Origin of the sequence: Methylobacterium durans (assembly GCF_003173715.1) — a bacterium.
Taxonomy (GTDB): Bacteria; Pseudomonadota; Alphaproteobacteria; order Rhizobiales; family Beijerinckiaceae; genus Methylobacterium; species Methylobacterium durans.
Window position 1 is genome coordinate 775527 of record NZ_CP029550.1, and the last position, 14961, is coordinate 790487.

Consider the following 14961-nt stretch of genomic DNA (forward strand, 5'->3'; position numbering starts at 1 on the left):
TGTGGACCGAAGGATTCACACGTCGTTCCGGGGATGTCTCGGCGCTGGGATGAGGAGCGCAGGTCCCCTCTCCCGTTCGGGAAAGATGGCCCCTCGGATCTCCCGTCCGGACGGTTCAGACCACCCGCCTCAGGTGCGGCACGGTCGCGGTCTTGCCCGCCATCTCGCGGATGAAGGCGGCGATCCGCGGTGCGATCACGGCGCGGTAGCGCTTGCCGTTGAAGACGCCGTAATGCCCGACGCCTGTCTGCAGATGGTAGGCCTTGCGCGCCTCGGGCAGGTTCGGCGTCAGGTCGAGGGCGGCGCGGGTCTGGCCGACGCCGGAAATGTCGTCGTTCTCGCCCTCGACCGCGAGGATCGCGCAGCGCCGGATCGCGGAGAGGTCCACCGGCGCGCCCCGATGCATCATCGTGCCCTGCGGCAGGGCGTGGTCGACGAAGACCGTGCGCACGGTCTGCAGGTAGAATTCCGCCGTGAGGTCCATCACGGCTAGGTACTCGTCGTAGAACTCGCGGTGCTTCTCGGCCGAGTCGCCGTCGCCCTTCACCAAGTGGTCGAACATGTCGGCATGGGCCGTGACGTGCCTGTCGAGGTTCATCGCCATGAAGCCGGACAGCTGGAAGAAGCCTGGATAGACGCGGCGCCACGCGCCCGGGTAGATCGGCGGCACGAAGGTGATGCAGTTGCGTTCGAACCAGCCGGCGCCGCGCTCCTGGGCCAGGCAATTCACCGCCGTCGGCGAGCGGCGGGTGTCGATCGGCCCGCCCATCAGCGTGATCGAGACCGGCAGGCCGGGGCTGTTCTGCGCCTCCATGACCGCGACCGCCGCGATGACCGGCACCGCAGGCTGGCAGACCGCCATCACGTGCAGGTCCGGACCGAGATCGCGGAACATCTCCATCAGGTAGTCGATGTAGGTGTCGAGGTCGAAGCCGCCGGCGGTGAGCGGCACCATCCGGGCATCCGTCCAGTCGGTGATGTAGACTTCGTGGCTCGGCAGCATCGCCTCGACGGTGCCGCGCAGGAGCGTCGCGTAGTGGCCGGACATCGGCGCGACGATCAAGAGCTTCGGCTGCGGCTCCGCCGGGCGGCGCAGGAAGCCCCGGTCGAAGGCGATGACCCGGCAGAACGGCCGCTCCCAGACGATCCGCTCCGTGACCGGCACGCGCTCGCCCTCGACGACCGTCTCGTCGAGCCCGAAGGCGGGCTTGCCGTAGCGGCGTGTCACCCGCTCGAACATCTCGCAGCCGGCTGCGATGGAGCGGGCGTAGGGCGTGTAGGCGGCCGGGTTGCCCGGGTGGCGCAGGCTGTGGCGCGTCACGTCGGCGGCGACGCGGGCAGGCGACAGCATCAGGCGGGCGCCCTCGTACCAGAAATATGCGAGGTCCATGACCGTCGTCCCTGCCGCGCGTCGCGCGACCCCGTCGCGCACCCCCGTGCCACGCCTTCGGCAACGGAAGGGGAGCCTACACGTTCCTGGATGAATCGTCGCATAACGACGTGCGGGGCGCCCTGGACGGTGCGATGCCCGGCCCTATCGTTTCCACGCGATGTCCGACACGAGTACGAGCGGATTCGTCCGCGACGCCCGCCATCTCCGACTCGACACCTTCGTGCGCCTGCGCTGGCTCGCGATCACCGGCCAGAGCGCGGCCGTGGTCGGCGCGCAGTTCGGGCTCGGATTGGCGCTGCCATTCGGCTGGTGCTTCCTCGTCATCGCGGCCTCGTCCTGGCTGAATCTGGCGCTGCGCATCCGGTTTCCGGCGAGCTACCGGCTCAGCGACGATTCCGCGGCCTTGCTGCTCGCCTTCGACATCATCCAGCTCGCCGCCCTCCTGTTCCTGACGGGGGGCCTGCAGAACCCGTTCTCCCTGCTGTTCCTGGCCCCCGTGCTGATCTCGGCGACCGCGCTGCCGCCGGAGCGGACGCTCGCGCTCGGGCTCCTCGCGATCGGCCTCGCGACGCTGCTCGCCCTCGTCCACCGCCCCCTGCCCTGGTTCGCGGATGGGCGGATCGAGCTTCCGTTCCTCTACATCTCCGGCGTCTGGACCGCGATCCTGCTCGGAACCGCCTTCACTGGTGTCTACGCGTGGCGGGTCGCCGAGGAAACGCGCCAGCTCGCCCAGGCGCTCGCGGCGACCGAGCTAGTCCTCGCCCGCGAGCAGCACCTGTCGCAGCTCGACGGCCTCGCTGCAGCGGCCGCCCACGAGCTCGGCACGCCGCTCGGCACCATCATGGTCGTCACGAAGGAACTCGTGCGCCAGCTCGGGCCGAACGCCTCGCCGGGCGTGGCGGAGGACCTGCACCTGCTCCGCGAGCAGGTCGACCGCTGCCGCGGCATCCTGCAGAAGCTCACCTCGCTCGATAGCGACGAGACCGGCTTCCTGGCGACCGTCACCTTCAGCCACCTCGTCGAGGAGCTCGCCGCGCCCCAGCGCTCCCTCGGGATCGACCTCGCGGTGTCCAGCCAAGGCGACGGGCCCGAGCCCGTCTGCCGGCGCAACCCCGGCGTCATGTTCGGACTTGCCAACATCGTCGACAACGCGGTCGACTTCGCGGATGCCCGCGTCGTCATCGAGGCCCGCTGGACCCTCGACCGCGTCTCGCTGGAGATCCGCGACGACGGTCCGGGCTTCTCCAGCGAGGTGCTGCTGCGGGCGGGCGAGCCCTACGTGACCACGCGCAGTCCCGAGCGGCCGGTTCAGGGCGACACCGTCGGCGCCGGCCTCGGCCTCGGCCTGTTCATCGCCAAGACCCTGATCGAGCGCTCGGGTGCGCAGCTGACCCTGTCGAACGCCTCCGCGCCGGGCACGACCGGCGCGGCCGTCCGCGTGTCCTGGGCACGCCACATCTTCGAGCGCGGTGCAGCCCCCCGACTCGTCCCGGAAGTTGCAGCCGAACCCCTAACGGAACCCAGCGTGACACCTATATAAACCTCTGATCCACCACGACGAAACAAGGAGCGTCGCATGCTGACGCAAACGGGGACCTCGGCGCCCGCGCCGGAGGGGGTGACTCTCTCGGAGAACGATCCGCTGGCGGCTTTCTCCGATCGCAGCCTCCTCATCGTGGACGACGACAAGCCCTTCTCGACCCGCCTCGCCCGCGCCATGGAGGCCCGGGGCTACGCGGTGCAGGTCGCCGAGAGCGTGGCCGAGGGCGTCTCCGCCGTGGAGAGCCGGGCCCCGGCCTTCGCGGTCATCGACATGCGGCTCGCCGACGGCAACGGGCTCGACGTGATCGCGCGACTGAAGGAGCGCCGTCCGGAGGCCCGCGGCGTGATCCTGACGGGCTACGGCAACATCGCGACCGCCGTCACGGCCGTGAAGCTCGGGGCGTTCGACTACCTCGCCAAGCCCGCCGACGCCGACGAGATCCACGGCACGCTGATGGCGCAGCCGGGGGAGCGGGCCGATCCGCCCGAAAATCCGATGTCGGCCGACCGCGTCCGCTGGGAGCACATCCAGCGCGTCTACGAATTGTGCGGACGCAACGTCTCCGAGACGGCGCGGCGGCTCAACATGCACCGGCGCACGCTCCAGCGCATCCTCGCCAAGCGCGCGCCGCGCTGAGGATCGCGGCGGGCCCGGGGCCCGCCGCGGTTCGGCTGCTCCTCCCCCGAAAGGAACGCGGCCCGGTTGCGCCCAGGGGAGCAATCGCGCTACTGCGCGGGACCACCCTTCGGCTCGTTCGGACGTGGCTCGAACGTGGCATCGCGACGGGAAGCTTCTGCCAGTGAACACGCGCAACCTCATCACCATCGTGAGCATGATGGTGCTCGTCGGGACCGAGGTCTTCGCCGCGGCCATCGCGTCGGGCTGGGCGCTCGCCGGCCTGTTCGAGCTTGGCGACCGAGTCGGTCACGTCCTGATGGGCCTGTTCAGCCTGCTCGCCGCCTGGATCATGCTGCAGCTCTGGCGGCGCGCTGTCAGCATCGAACCGATCCGCCCGAGAGCCGTGCGGCGCTGATCGCAGCCGCATCGCGAGGGGCGTGCGCGGCGGGCCCTCCCACCGAGCGCCCACGGGGCGGATGCGTGCCGCGCGCGGCGTCCGTTGCCACCGCATCGAATACCCCCTATCCGCTGTTCGCCCCGTCCCCAGGTGAGTCCCCGATCATGAAAGCCCGCATCATCGTCACCCTGAAGACCGGTGTGCTGGATCCCCAGGGCAAGGCGATCGAGTCGGCGCTGAAATCCTTCGGCATCCAGGATGTCGGGGGCGTCCGGCAGGGCAAGGTCTTCGACATCGAGGTCGAGGGCACCGACCGGGCCGCCGCCGAGGCGACCCTGAAGACGGCCTGCGAGAAGCTTCTCGCGAACACGGTCGTCGAGAACTACGCGATCGAGATCGCCTGATGCGCGCGGCGATCGTCGTCTTCCCGGGCTCGAACCGCGACGGGGACGTCGCGCGCGCGCTCAGGCTCGCCGGGGCGCAGGTGAGCAAGGTCTGGCACGCCGACACCGCGCTGCCGGAGGGGACCGACCTCGCCGTCCTGCCGGGCGGCTTCTCCTACGGCGACTACCTGCGCTGCGGTGCCATCGCGGGCCGCGCGGCGGCGATGGACGCGGTGCGCGCCCACGCGGCGCGGGGCGGCCTCGTGCTCGGCATCTGCAACGGCTTCCAGATCCTCTGCGAATCGGGGCTCCTGCCCGGTGTGCTGATGCGCAACGTGAACCGCCGCTTCATCTGCCACCGGCAGACCCTGCGGGTCGAGCGCAACGACACCCGCTTCACCTCGGCCTACGCCAAGGGACAGGTGATCGACGTCTGCGTGGCGCATGGCGAGGGCAATTACTTCGCCGATCCCGAGACGCTCGCGCGGATCGAGGGCGAGGGGCGCGTCGCCTTCCGCTATTGCGACGCCTCGGGCGAACTCACCGTCGACGCGAATCGCAACGGGTCGCTGAACGCGATCGCGGGCATCTACTCGGACAATCGCAACGTCCTCGGGCTGATGCCGCATCCTGAGAATTTCGTCGAAGGGCTCGTCGGCGGCACCGACGGGCGCGGCCTGTTCCAGAGCCTCGCGGCCTAATCGTCAACGGCCTTAACGCTTCGTTAACCTTTCCGCCGCATAAAGGAGGCATCCAGTGATCTGGATGTCGAGTGGGACCTCCGTCCACTCTGTTTGATGCCTCCCTGTAGACTCTTCTCAAGCCGCCTTCGGGCGGCTTTTTTCTTGGGCTCTGACCTTTGTTTCTGCCTGAGGCGAGGGAGCGCCCTGCCGCCCGGCCCGCCATCTCGCGTTCTTGAGAAGCCGGGACGCCTTCTCGCGCGTTAACCTTACCGACCGGTTAACCCAGCGGAGTTTCGTGCGGGGCGCTAGATTTGCGCCGAAGCATGTCGGAGGCGCCGGACGCGTCCCATTTCGGGACGGAACGAGCCGGCCGCGGCACAGGAGGCACGATGAACGGGTACGACGTCACGTTCCGGGACGAGCGGGACTGGGTGAGCTTCGGCGAGACCTACGTCGCCTCGGAAGCCTTCCGGTCCCTGTTCCGCGACGGCATGGCCCTCGTCGAGGAGACGGCGGCCTATCTCGACGGCGAGGGCCGCGCGGAATCGCGGCTCATCTCGCGGGACGCCACCCTCGGCTACGCGGCCGAGAGCATGCGGCTGACCACGCTCCTGATGCAGATCGCCTCCTGGCTCCTCGTGCAGCGCGCGGTGGCCGAGGGCGAGATCACCGCCGTCCAGGCGGTGGAGGAGAAGACACGCGTCCGGCTCAGCACCCTCGACGCGCCGCGGGCGGACACCCTCTCCCTGCTGCCGCTGCGCCTGCAGGAGCTGACCCGCCGCGCGCGCCGCCTGCACGACCGCATCCTGCATCTCGACGGTCTGATCTCGGAGGACCGGCCGACCCCCGAATCGCGCGAGAGCCCCGTCGCCGCCCAGCAGGGGCTGCTGCGCTCCGCCTTCGCCGGCCCGCACTGAGCCGAGGCACCCCGAAACGAGAACGGGCGGCCCCGTCCGGAGCCGCCCGCCGATTCGCCCGCGCTGGTCCGCGGCGCTTACTTCTTGCCGAAGCTGAGGCTGCCGAAGCGCGAGTTGAAGCGCGAGACGCGGCCGCCGCGATCGAGCATCTTCTGCTCGCCGCCGGTCCAGGCCGGGTGGGTGAGCGGGTCGATGTCGAGGTTGAGCGTGTCGCCTTCCTTGCCGTAGGTCGAGCGGGTCGTGTACTCGGACCCATCGGTCATCACGACCTTGATGAAGTGGTAGTCGGGATGCTCGGTCCCCTTGGCCTTGGCGGCCGCATTCTTTGCCATGACGAAGTCCTCGAATAGCCACGCCGACCGGCCCGTTTCGGCGGCCCGCGGCCATTGAACACGCGCAATCGGATGAAGGCGCGCGTATACCGCAGCCGGTTCCGGCGAACAAGCGTGGACGAAACCCGAGTTTGAGTGAGTGTGCGACGATGATGGCGAGGCACGATGGCCGCCCCTGAGACGAATCGCGGCGCCGACCGCAGCAAGGCGTCCTTGAGCGCGCTGCGACCGCTCGTGCCCTTCGCCGCGGCCTATCGCGGGCGGATCCTGGCCGCCTTCGTCTCCCTCGTCTTCGCCTCGGGCGCGACGCTCGTGGTGCCGATCGCCATGCGGCGCGTCATCGACCACGGCTTCTCGCCGGAGGGCCACAGCGTCATCGACGCCTATTTCATGGCGCTGCTCGGGGTCGTGGCCGTCCTCGCCCTGTCGAGCGCCGCGCGCTACTACACCGTGGTGAGCCTCGGCGAGCGCGTCGTCGCCGATCTGCGCTCGGCCGTGTTCCGGCAGCTGACGATCCTCGACCCCGCCTTCTTCGACAAAGCGCAGTCCGGCGAGATCGTCTCGCGCCTGACCGCGGACGCGACCCAGGTCAAATCCGTCTTCGGCGTCTCGATCTCGATCCTCCTGCGCAACGCCTTCCTGTTCGTCGGCGCGGTCACCATGATGGTGATCACGAGCCCGCAGCTCTCCGTTCTGGTCCTCGCGGCGATCCCGCTCATCGTCTTTCCGCTGATCCTGTCCGGGCGGGGCGTGCGCCGCCGCTCCCGCGCCGCGCAGGATCGGCTGGCCGACGCCTCGGCCTACGCGGCGGAGGCGGTCGGCGCCGTACGCACGATGCAGGCCTTCGGGATGGGCCCGGCGACCGCCAAGCGCTTCGCCACGGCCTCCGAGAACGCCTACGGCGCCGCCCGCGCCTCCATCACGGCCCGCGCGCTGCTCACGGGCGTCGCCATCTTCCTCATCTCGGCGAGCGTCGTCGGGGTGATGTGGTACGGCGCCCAAGGGGTGCTCAGCCACACGATGACGGCGGGCCAGCTCTCCCAGTTCGTGCTCTACGCCGTCTTCGGCGCGAGCGCGCTCGGCCAGCTCTCGGAGGTCTACGGCGAACTCTCGCAGGCCGCCGGCGCCGCCGAGCGCCTCGGCGAGATCCTGGCCGCCGAGCCCGCCATCCGCGCGCCCGCCGCCCCGCGTCCGCTGCCGCAGCCCCCGCGCGGCGAGATCGCCTTCGACGCCGTCCGCTTCGCCTACCCGACGCGGCCCGAATACGCCTCGCTGAACGGCATCAGCTTCACGGCGGCGCCGGGCGAGCGCATCGCCATCGTCGGCCCCTCCGGCGCCGGAAAGACGACGGTGCTGCAATTGCTGCTCCGGTTCTACGATCCGCAATCCGGCACGGTGCGGATCGACGGAATCGACATCGCGCAGGCCGATCCGGACGCGGTGCGGACGCGCCTGTCCCTCGTCCCCCAGGACCCGACCGTGTTCTCGGGCTCGGTGCTGGAGAACATCCGCTACGGCCGGCCCGAGGCGAGCGAGGACGAGGTGCGCCGGGCGGCCGCGCTCGCCAACGCGGCGGGCTTCATCGCAGCGCTGCCCGAGGGCTACGAGACCCGCGTCGGCGAGCGCGGCGTCACCCTGTCGGGCGGTCAGCGCCAGCGCATCGCGATCGCCCGGGCGATCCTCAAGGACGCACCGATCCTGCTCCTCGACGAGGCGACCTCGGCCCTCGACGCCGAGAGCGAGCGCGCGGTGCAATCGGCCCTCGACACGCTGATGCAGGGCCGCACCACCCTGGTGATCGCCCACCGCCTCGCCACGATCCGCGCCGCCGACCGCATCCTCGTCCTCGACGAGGGGCGGATCGTCGAGGAGGGCACCCACGAGAGCCTGCTGGCGCAGGGCGCGCTCTACGCGCAGCTCGCCGCGCTCCAGTTCACGGACGCCCTCGACGAGACCGCCCGGGGCAAGGAGCCGCGCCTGCGCGCGGCGCTGCCGGCCGCGGAGTAGAGCGCCCGCCTTGGCCGACCTGTCCCGCTTCCCGCGCCTGCCGCTCATCGGCCTGCCGACGCCGATCGAGCCGCTGGAGGGCCTGAGCCGCCACCTCGGGTCGGCCCTGTCCGGCGTGCGGCTCCTCGTGAAGCGCGACGATCTCGCGGGCTTCGGCGGCGGCGGCAACAAGCTGCGCAAGCTCGAATTCCTGCTCGGCGCCGCCCGCCGGGAGGGAGCCGACACGGTGATCACGGTCGGCGCCCTCCAGTCGAATCACGCGCGGCTCACGGCCGCCGCCGCGGCGCGCTCGGGCTTCGCCTGCGAGCTTGTCCTGACCCGCACCGTGAAGCGGGAGGATGCCGACTACACCGGCTCCGGCAACCGCTTCCTGGACGACCTGTTCGGCGCCCGCGTCCACGTTCTGCCCGGCGAGGCCGACGCGCTCGCCGCCGCCGAGGAGCGGGCCACCCGGCTGCGCGAGCAGGGCCGCCGGGTCTACGTCTTCCCCTCCGGCGGATCGAGCGCGGTCGGCTGCCTCGGCTACGCGGCCTGCGCCGACGAGATCCTGCGGCAGGCGGACGCGATGGGCCTCGCCCTCGCGAACATCGTGGTGCCGAACGGCAGCAGCGGGACGATTGTGTTGAAAAACTCGGGTGTTGCGGCGGTAGTCGTGAGGTGATTCACTTCTGTCGAGAGACGGAGACCGAAGCAGATGATGGGACCTCGGCAAGTCGAGCAGGGTGCCCTGTTCTACGAGTTCTCGCTCGATACACATATCCCAGCCGACCATCTGCTGCGCGCCATCGACCGCTTCGTTGACCTGTCGGGTCTACGCGCGCACCTGCAGCCGTTCTACAGCTCGACGGGCCGGCCCTCGGTCGACCCCGAGTTGATGATCCGCATGCTGCTCATCGGCTACTGCTTCGGCATCCGATCCGAGCGCCGCCTGTGCGACGAGGTCCACCTCAATCTCGCCTATCGCTGGTTCTGCCGGCTCGGGCTCGACGGCCGGGTGCCGGACCATTCGACCTTCTCCAAGAACCGCCATGGCCGCTTCCGCGACAGCGACCTGCTGCGCTGCTTGTTCGAGACCGTGCTCGCCCGCTGCATCGCCGAGGGGCTCGTGGGCGGCGAGGGCTTCGCGGTCGACGCCAGCCTTATCAAGGCTGATGCCAACCGGCAGAAGGGTGTTGAGGGTACGAACGGCCTGCCACCCGAGAGCGTCAGCCGCGCCGCCCGGGAGTACCTGGCTGTGCTCGACGACGCCGCGTTCGGAGCTGCGACGCCGGTCGTGCCTAAGCTCGTTTCCCCCGCCGACCCGGCCGCGCGCTGGACGGGTGCGGACGGTGGGCTGGCCTACTTCGCCTACGCGGCCAACTACCTGATCGACCTCGACCACGCGGTCATCGTGGACGTCGAGCCGACCACCGCGATCCGGCAGGCCGAGGTCACGGCCGCCAAGCGCATGATCGTGCGCTCGCGCGAGCGCTTCGACCTCTACCCGGCCCGGCTCGCCGGTGACAGCGGTTACGGCTCGGCCGCGATGCTGGGCTGGCTCGCCCACGAGCAGGGCATCGAGCCGCACATCCCCGTCTTCGATAAGTCCGAGCGCCGCGACGGCACCTTCAGCCGGTCGGCCTTCACCTACGACCCTGGCGCCGACGCCTACACCTGCCCGGCCGGCAAGCACCTGCGGCAACGCCAGAAGGTCTATCGGTCACCGCCCCCGCTCGTCGACGCAGACGGGATGCTGCGCTACCGCGCGAGCAAGTACGACTGCGAAGCTTGCGCGCTGAAGCCACGATGCTGCCCCAACGCATCCGCCCGCAAGATCCCACGCTCGATCCACGAGGGCGCCCGGCAGATGGCGCGCGACATCTGCGCCTCGGAGGCGGGCCGTACCTCGCGGCGTGAGCGCAAGAAGGTCGAGATGCTGTTTGCCCACCTTAAGCGGATCCTGCGGCTGGATCGGCTTCGGTTGCGGGGGCCAGACGGGGCCCGAGACGAGTTCCACCTCGCGGCCGCCGCCCAGAACCTATGGAAGCTGGCCAAGCTGATCCCGCTGGGGCAGCCGAGCCTAGCCTGACCGGCTGGCGGGAGCCCCCCGGCCAAGCACCCGGTCAAATCTCAATCCAGGCCAACCGCGAGTTTTTCAACGAAATCGGACCCACGCGGGCCTCGCCGCGGGCCTCAAGGCGGCCGGCCGGAACCCCCGGCTCGCGCGCTCCCACACGGTGCTCGCCCCGGCCGAGCAGGCGGCGGCGACGACCCTGGCGAAGGCGAACGCCACCCTCGACCTCGTGGCGCCGGGCACGCGCCTCGAGCCCGGCGCGATCGATGTGGACGGCGCCCATCGCGGCGCGGATTACGGCATCCCGACCGACGCCATGCGCGAGGCGGTCCGCCTGATGGCCCGAACGGAGGGTCTCCTCCTCGATCCGGTCTACAGCGGCAAAGCCTTCGCCGGCCTCCTGCACGACATCCGGTCCGGCCGCTACCCGGCGGGTTCGACCGTGCTCTACGTCATGACGGGCGGCGTCCCGGGCCTCTTCGCCTACCGCGGCGCCTTCGAGGACGAATAGGCGCGGGTGTCCTCTCGTTCCGAGAGGGACAGGGCGAGGGGTGCGATCTCTCCGGATGACGCGCACCCCTCACCCGGTGCGCCGACGCGCACTCGACCTCTCCCGAACGGGAGAGGTGGTGTCGCGGGTCCCATCTCCCGTTCGGGAGAGGGACAGGGTGAGGGGTGCGATTTCTCCGGATAACGCGCATCCCTCACCCGGTGCGCTGACGCGCACTCGACCTCTCCCGAACGGGAGAGGTGGGTCGCGGGTCCCCTCTCCCTTTCGGGAGAGGGACAGGGTGAGGGGTGCGACCTCTCCGGATAGGTCGCACCCCTCACCCGGTCGGCTGACGCCGACTCGACCTCTCCCGAACGGGAGAGGTGAGACACCCTACCGCTCCGTCAGCTTGAGCTCGATGCGCCGGTTGCGCGCGTAGGATTCCTCGGTCGTGCCCGCGTCGAGGGGCTGGAACTCGCCGAAGGCGCCGGCGAGGAGCCGCTGGGGCGGGATGCCCCTTCCCGCGAGGTACTGGACCACCGCGATGGCGCGGGCCGCCGAGAGCGACCAGTTCGACGGGAACTGAGAACTCGCGATCGGGCGCGCATCGGTGTGGCCGTCGACACGCAGCACCCAGGGCAGATCCGCCGGGATCTGCTTGGCGAGATCGAGGATCGCGCCGGCGATCCGGTCGAGCTCCGGCCCCGCCTCCGCCTTGAGGGCGGCCGAGCCCGCCGGGAACAGCACCTCGGATTGCAGCACGAAGCGGTCGCCGACCACGCGTATGTCGCTGCGGTTGCCGAGGATCTGGCGCAGGCGCCCGAAGAAGTCCGAGCGATAGCGGGCGAGTTCCTGGACCTTCTGCGCGAGCGCCACGTTGAGGCGGCTGCCGAGATCGGCGATGCGGGCCTGGCTCTCGCGGTCGCGCGTCTCGGAGGCGGCGAGCGCGTCCTCCAGCGCCGCGAGCTGGCGCCGCATGGCGCTGATCTGCTGGTTCAGGAGGTCGATCTGGTTGAGGGCGCGGGAGGTCGCGCCGCGCTCGGCCTGGAGCTGCTTGTCGAGGGCGCCCGTCTGGCCCTGCGCCGCGGCGCCCGCCTCCACCTCCGCCTTCAGCCGGTCGCGGTCGGCCTCCGCCGTGAGCAACGTGGTGCGCAGATTCTGCGCGCCCTCCTCCTGCGCACGCCGGTTCGAGCGCTCCAGGGCCAGGAGGTCGGTGAGGTCGGCGATCTGGCGGTTCAGCTTGTCCAGCACCGTGTCGCGGCCGGTGATCTCCTGCGACAGGAAGAACTGCCCGACGACGAAGATCGTGAGCAGGAACACCACCGAGAGCAGCAACGTCGCGAGGGCGTCGACGTAGCCCGGCCAGACGTTGAGGGCGCGCTCGCGCCGGGCCGTGCGGGAGGCCACGGCTCAGACCCGCTCGCGGCCGAGCCGGTCGAGCACCTGCTTCAGCTCGCGCTCGCGGCTCGCCTGCGCCTCGACCCAGTCGCGGATCATCTGCTGCTCGGCCCGCATGTGCTGGACGAGGCCCTGGATGCCCTCGGCGAGGTTCGTCATGGCCTGGGTCGCGGCCCGGCTGTTGGCCCCTTCCGAAATGATGGTGGTGAGCCGGTCGACCGCCTCCTTCAGCTCCCTGGCGGCCGCCGGATCCTGGGGCGCGGGCAGCACGCCGACTGGGGCGCCCGCCGCCTCGACCACGCCCGAGGTCAGCCAATCCTCCAACTCGTTGTGGAAGCGGGCATGGGCCTGGCCCGCCTGCAGGTCGAGGAAGCCGACGACCAGCGAGCTCGCGAGGCCGAACAGCGAGGCCGAGAAGGCGAGGCCGATGCCGCCGAGCGGCACCGCGAGCCCGTTCTTCAGCTCGTCGAACATCACGCTCGCCTCGCCGCCGCCGCCGCGCATCGACCTGATGACCGAGCCGACTGCCGAGAGCGTGTCGATGAGGCCCCAGAACGTGCCGAGCAGGCCGAGCAGGATCAGGAGCCCGGCGACGTAGCGGAGGATGTCGCGGCCCTCGTCGAGGCGGGCGTCGACCGTGTCGAGGAAGGAGCGCGTGCCGGGCAGCGTCGCGCCCGCGCGCCGGGCCTCGATGGCCGGGACGAGGGGGGCGAGGAGGTTCGGCGCCTTCGGCACCGTCTCGCCGGCCGCCACCGCGTTGACGTAGGAGACCTCCCGGAACAGGCGGAAGACCTGCCCGAAGGCGAGCAGCGTCGCGATGAGGAGGACGCCGAGGATGAGCCCGTTGAGCCCCGGATTGGCGAGGAAGGCCGGGGTGATCTGCTTGAACAGGACGAAGGCCAGGAACCCGATCAGGATCAGGAAGACCAGCATCCGCACGAGGTAGATGCCGGGCTTGGCCAGCGGAGGGGACGCGGGACGGGCCGCCATCGGTCGCAACTCTCTGATGGGTGGCTCAGGACCGCTTGAAGGTTAAACGGCGTGCCGGATCGATGCTGCCGTCACTCTGGCGGCAGGGGCGCACCCGATCAAGTCGCGGCGCGTACGGTCCCGGCGGCAGGCCGGCCTCAATCCCAGGCGCGGGGCCAGGTTTCCTCGAGGTGCGGCCCGAAACGCACAGGCGCGACGAGGGTGGCGAGGCCGCGCGCGTCGGTCTCGACGGCGAGGCCGCAGAGCGTCCCCTCCCCCGTGGCCGCCTCCAGGCGCGAGCCCGGCGTCTTCTGGAGGAACCGGCGCAGGGGCTCGTCCTTCTGCATGCCCAGCACAGAATCGTAGTCGCCGCACATCCCGGCATCCGACAGGTAGGCCGTGCCGCCCGGCAGGATGCGGTGGTCGCCGGTCGGCACGTGCGTGTGGGTGCCGACGACGAGGCTCGCCCGCCCGTCGAGGAAATGGGCGAGCGCCTGCTTCTCGCTCGTCGCCTCGGCGTGGACGTCGACGATGACCGCGTCGGCCGCGTCCCCGAGCGGGCAGGCCGAAAGTTCCCGCTCGGCCGCCGCGAAGGGATCGTCCAGCGCGTCCATATAGAGGCGGCCCATCACGCTCACGACGAGGATCCGGGCGCCGTCGCGGGTCTCGACGACGGTGGCGCCGCGCCCCGGCGTCCCCGGCGGGTAATTGGCCGGCCGGATGAGGCGCGGCTGGCGGGCGATGAAGACCAGGGCCTCGCGCTGGTCGAAGGAATGGTTGCCGAGCGTCACGGCGTCGGCGCCGGCCTGCAGGATCTCGTCGCAGATCGTCTCGGTGATGCCGAAGCCGCCGGCGGCGTTCTCGCCGTTGACGACGACGCAATTGAGCCGCCAGCGCTCGCGCAGGGCGGGCAGGCGGTCCGCCACCGCGAGGCGGCCGGGCCGCCCGACGACGTCACCGAGGAAGAGGAGGCGCATCGGTCGCTGTCTTGACGAGAGGAACGGGGCCGGCCTCGGTCACGAGGTGGTCCAGGGGCCGGTCGTGCGGCTCGGCCGGCACCGTGTCGATCTCCTGGACCGCGTAGGCGATGCCGATCGTCAGCACCGGGCCGTTGCCGGACAGGCGCGCGATGGCGTGGTCGTAGTAGCCGCGGCCGTAGCCGATGCGCTGGCCGCGCCGGTCGAAGGCGGCGAGCGGCACGATCAGGGCGGTGGGATCGAGGGGCGGGAGTTCGTCGCGCGGCTCGCTGAGGCCGAAGCCGCCGCGCACCAGCGCCTCGCCAGCCTTCCACTCGCGGAAGACGAGGCCGTCGGGCGTCACCTTGGGCAGGGCCACGCGCTGGCCGCGGGCGAACAGGCGCTCGATGATCGGGCGGGGATCGACCTCGCTGCGGATCGGCCAGAAGGCGCCGACGATCGGCGCGTCGGCGAGGGCTGGGATCCGCAGCACCGCCTCGGCGATGCTTAGCGACCCGCGTTTGCGCGCGTCCGGATCGAGGGCGTCGCGCCGGGCGAGCGCCCCGTTGCGGAGGTCGGCCTTCAGGGCGGAGGTCGGGGAGGAGGAGTGCGGAGCCACGTGAGCCGTTGGAGTGTCGATCCCGGGAAACCTACAGCGTAGGTGGGCGCCGTGTTGGCCAAGTCCAGGGACGAGGCCAGGGACAGCTCCCGAGGGAGTCGATAAGGCCCCGGGGAAAAGTTCTCCTGACGAACCCTGCAGCCCCGCCCACCTCATGTAGCGTTCGCCGCGGGGCGGCGCCAGGGGCGCGGAGGGACGATTTC

Annotated in this window: 16 protein-coding genes and 1 other RNA gene; 10 read left to right on the forward strand and 7 right to left on the reverse strand. The window is 70.8% G+C overall.

The features are described from left to right. Positions 1-115 precede the first annotated feature (115 nt). The gene (locus tag DK389_RS03570) at positions 116-1390 is read right to left on the reverse strand and encodes a polyhydroxyalkanoate depolymerase (RefSeq protein ID WP_109887467.1); all 1275 of its coding nucleotides are present in this window, start codon (positions 1388-1390) and stop codon (positions 116-118) included. Between the two features lie 160 nt (positions 1391-1550). On the opposite strand from DK389_RS03570, the gene DK389_RS03575 reads away from it, so the two are divergent. The 6 genes from DK389_RS03575 to rcdA all read left to right on the forward strand — a co-directional run bounded on the left by DK389_RS03575 (position 1551) and on the right by rcdA (position 5934). After that, positions 1551-2933, forward strand: coding sequence for an ActS/PrrB/RegB family redox-sensitive histidine kinase (locus DK389_RS03575; RefSeq protein ID WP_109887468.1), 1383 nt, complete (start codon positions 1551-1553; stop codon positions 2931-2933). A gap of 36 nt (positions 2934-2969) precedes the next feature. Continuing rightward, positions 2970-3572: an ActR/PrrA/RegA family redox response regulator transcription factor gene (locus tag DK389_RS03580; RefSeq protein ID WP_109887469.1), complete on the forward strand. Its 603-nt coding sequence runs from the start codon at positions 2970-2972 to the stop codon at positions 3570-3572. 163 nt (positions 3573-3735) lie between these two features. After that, on the forward strand, positions 3736-3969 hold the full coding sequence (locus tag DK389_RS03585; RefSeq protein ID WP_109887470.1) for a hypothetical protein: 234 nt from the start codon (positions 3736-3738) through the stop codon (positions 3967-3969). Positions 3970-4115: 146 nt separating this feature from the next. Beyond that, positions 4116-4355, forward strand: coding sequence for a phosphoribosylformylglycinamidine synthase subunit PurS (gene purS, locus DK389_RS03590; RefSeq protein ID WP_109887471.1), 240 nt, complete (start codon positions 4116-4118; stop codon positions 4353-4355). Next, positions 4355-5035, forward strand: coding sequence for a phosphoribosylformylglycinamidine synthase subunit PurQ (purQ, locus tag DK389_RS03595; protein ID WP_109887472.1), 681 nt, complete (start codon positions 4355-4357; stop codon positions 5033-5035). Before purS ends, purQ begins: the two co-directional genes overlap by 1 nt. Before the next feature lie 371 nt (positions 5036-5406). Beyond that, positions 5407-5934, forward strand: a complete 528-nt coding sequence (rcdA, locus tag DK389_RS03600; protein WP_109887473.1) for a protease adaptor protein RcdA — start codon at positions 5407-5409, stop codon at positions 5932-5934. 77 nt (positions 5935-6011) lie between these two features. Here the strand turns inward: rcdA and rpmE are convergent, their stop codons facing one another. Beyond that, positions 6012-6266 (reverse strand): 50S ribosomal protein L31, encoded by a 255-nt coding sequence (rpmE, locus tag DK389_RS03605; RefSeq protein WP_109887474.1) that lies wholly within the window; start codon positions 6264-6266, stop codon positions 6012-6014. Positions 6267-6431: 165 nt separating this feature from the next. Here rpmE and DK389_RS03610 point away from each other — a divergent pair, with 165 nt between their 5' ends. The 4 genes from DK389_RS03610 to DK389_RS03625 are packed head-to-tail and all read left to right on the forward strand — an operon-like array spanning position 6432 to position 10837. Further along, a complete protein-coding gene (locus tag DK389_RS03610) occupies positions 6432-8273 on the forward strand; it encodes an ABC transporter transmembrane domain-containing protein (protein ID WP_109887475.1) in 1842 nt (613 codons plus the stop codon). A gap of 10 nt (positions 8274-8283) precedes the next feature. Continuing rightward, positions 8284-8934 (forward strand): pyridoxal-phosphate dependent enzyme, encoded by a 651-nt coding sequence (locus tag DK389_RS03615; protein WP_109887476.1) that lies wholly within the window; start codon positions 8284-8286, stop codon positions 8932-8934. A gap of 33 nt (positions 8935-8967) precedes the next feature. Beyond that, on the forward strand, positions 8968-10341 hold the full coding sequence (locus tag DK389_RS03620; RefSeq protein ID WP_109887477.1) for a transposase: 1374 nt from the start codon (positions 8968-8970) through the stop codon (positions 10339-10341). Between the two features lie 4 nt (positions 10342-10345). Further along, positions 10346-10837 carry a pyridoxal-phosphate dependent enzyme gene (locus DK389_RS03625; RefSeq protein ID WP_109887478.1) on the forward strand — a complete coding sequence of 164 codons (492 nt, stop codon included), beginning with the start codon at positions 10346-10348 and terminating at the stop codon, positions 10835-10837. A gap of 372 nt (positions 10838-11209) precedes the next feature. On the opposite strand, the gene DK389_RS03635 is transcribed toward DK389_RS03625, so the two are convergent. The 5 genes from DK389_RS03635 to ssrS form a co-directional block, all read right to left on the reverse strand. After that, positions 11210-12223 (reverse strand): peptidoglycan -binding protein, encoded by a 1014-nt coding sequence (locus DK389_RS03635; RefSeq protein ID WP_109887480.1) that lies wholly within the window; start codon positions 12221-12223, stop codon positions 11210-11212. A gap of 3 nt (positions 12224-12226) precedes the next feature. Further along, positions 12227-13204: a MotA/TolQ/ExbB proton channel family protein gene (locus DK389_RS03640; protein ID WP_109887481.1), complete on the reverse strand. Its 978-nt coding sequence runs from the start codon at positions 13202-13204 to the stop codon at positions 12227-12229. A gap of 137 nt (positions 13205-13341) precedes the next feature. Further along, complete coding sequence (locus tag DK389_RS03645) at positions 13342-14160, reverse strand: TIGR00282 family metallophosphoesterase (protein WP_109887482.1); 819 nt, start codon at positions 14158-14160, stop codon at positions 13342-13344. Then, positions 14138-14758, reverse strand: a complete 621-nt coding sequence (locus DK389_RS03650; protein WP_109887483.1) for a 5-formyltetrahydrofolate cyclo-ligase — start codon at positions 14756-14758, stop codon at positions 14138-14140. The genes DK389_RS03645 and DK389_RS03650 overlap by 23 nt, the downstream gene beginning before the upstream one ends. Further along, positions 14748-14905: non-coding RNA, 6S RNA (ssrS, locus tag DK389_RS03655), on the reverse strand. The genes DK389_RS03650 and ssrS overlap by 11 nt, the downstream gene beginning before the upstream one ends. Positions 14906-14961 lie beyond the last annotated feature (56 nt).

Excerpts from the sequence above, each read along its gene's own strand:
- DK389_RS03570 (WP_109887467.1), bottom strand. The coding sequence starts at position 1,390 with ATGGACCTCGCATATTTCTGGTACGAGGGCGCCCGCCTGATGCTGTCG.
- DK389_RS03575 (WP_109887468.1), top strand. The coding sequence starts at position 1,551 with ATGTCCGACACGAGTACGAGCGGATTCGTCCGCGACGCCCGCCATCTC.
- DK389_RS03580 (WP_109887469.1), top strand. The coding sequence starts at position 2,970 with ATGCTGACGCAAACGGGGACCTCGGCGCCCGCGCCGGAGGGGGTGACT.
- purS (WP_109887471.1), top strand. The coding sequence starts at position 4,116 with ATGAAAGCCCGCATCATCGTCACCCTGAAGACCGGTGTGCTGGATCCC.
- purQ (WP_109887472.1), top strand. The coding sequence starts at position 4,355 with ATGCGCGCGGCGATCGTCGTCTTCCCGGGCTCGAACCGCGACGGGGAC.
- rcdA (WP_109887473.1), top strand. The coding sequence starts at position 5,407 with ATGAACGGGTACGACGTCACGTTCCGGGACGAGCGGGACTGGGTGAGC.
- rpmE (WP_109887474.1), bottom strand. The coding sequence starts at position 6,266 with ATGGCAAAGAATGCGGCCGCCAAGGCCAAGGGGACCGAGCATCCCGAC.
- DK389_RS03610 (WP_109887475.1), top strand. The coding sequence starts at position 6,432 with ATGGCCGCCCCTGAGACGAATCGCGGCGCCGACCGCAGCAAGGCGTCC.
- DK389_RS03620 (WP_109887477.1), top strand. The coding sequence starts at position 8,968 with ATGATGGGACCTCGGCAAGTCGAGCAGGGTGCCCTGTTCTACGAGTTC.
- DK389_RS03640 (WP_109887481.1), bottom strand. The coding sequence starts at position 13,204 with ATGGCGGCCCGTCCCGCGTCCCCTCCGCTGGCCAAGCCCGGCATCTAC.
- DK389_RS03645 (WP_109887482.1), bottom strand. The coding sequence starts at position 14,160 with ATGCGCCTCCTCTTCCTCGGTGACGTCGTCGGGCGGCCCGGCCGCCTC.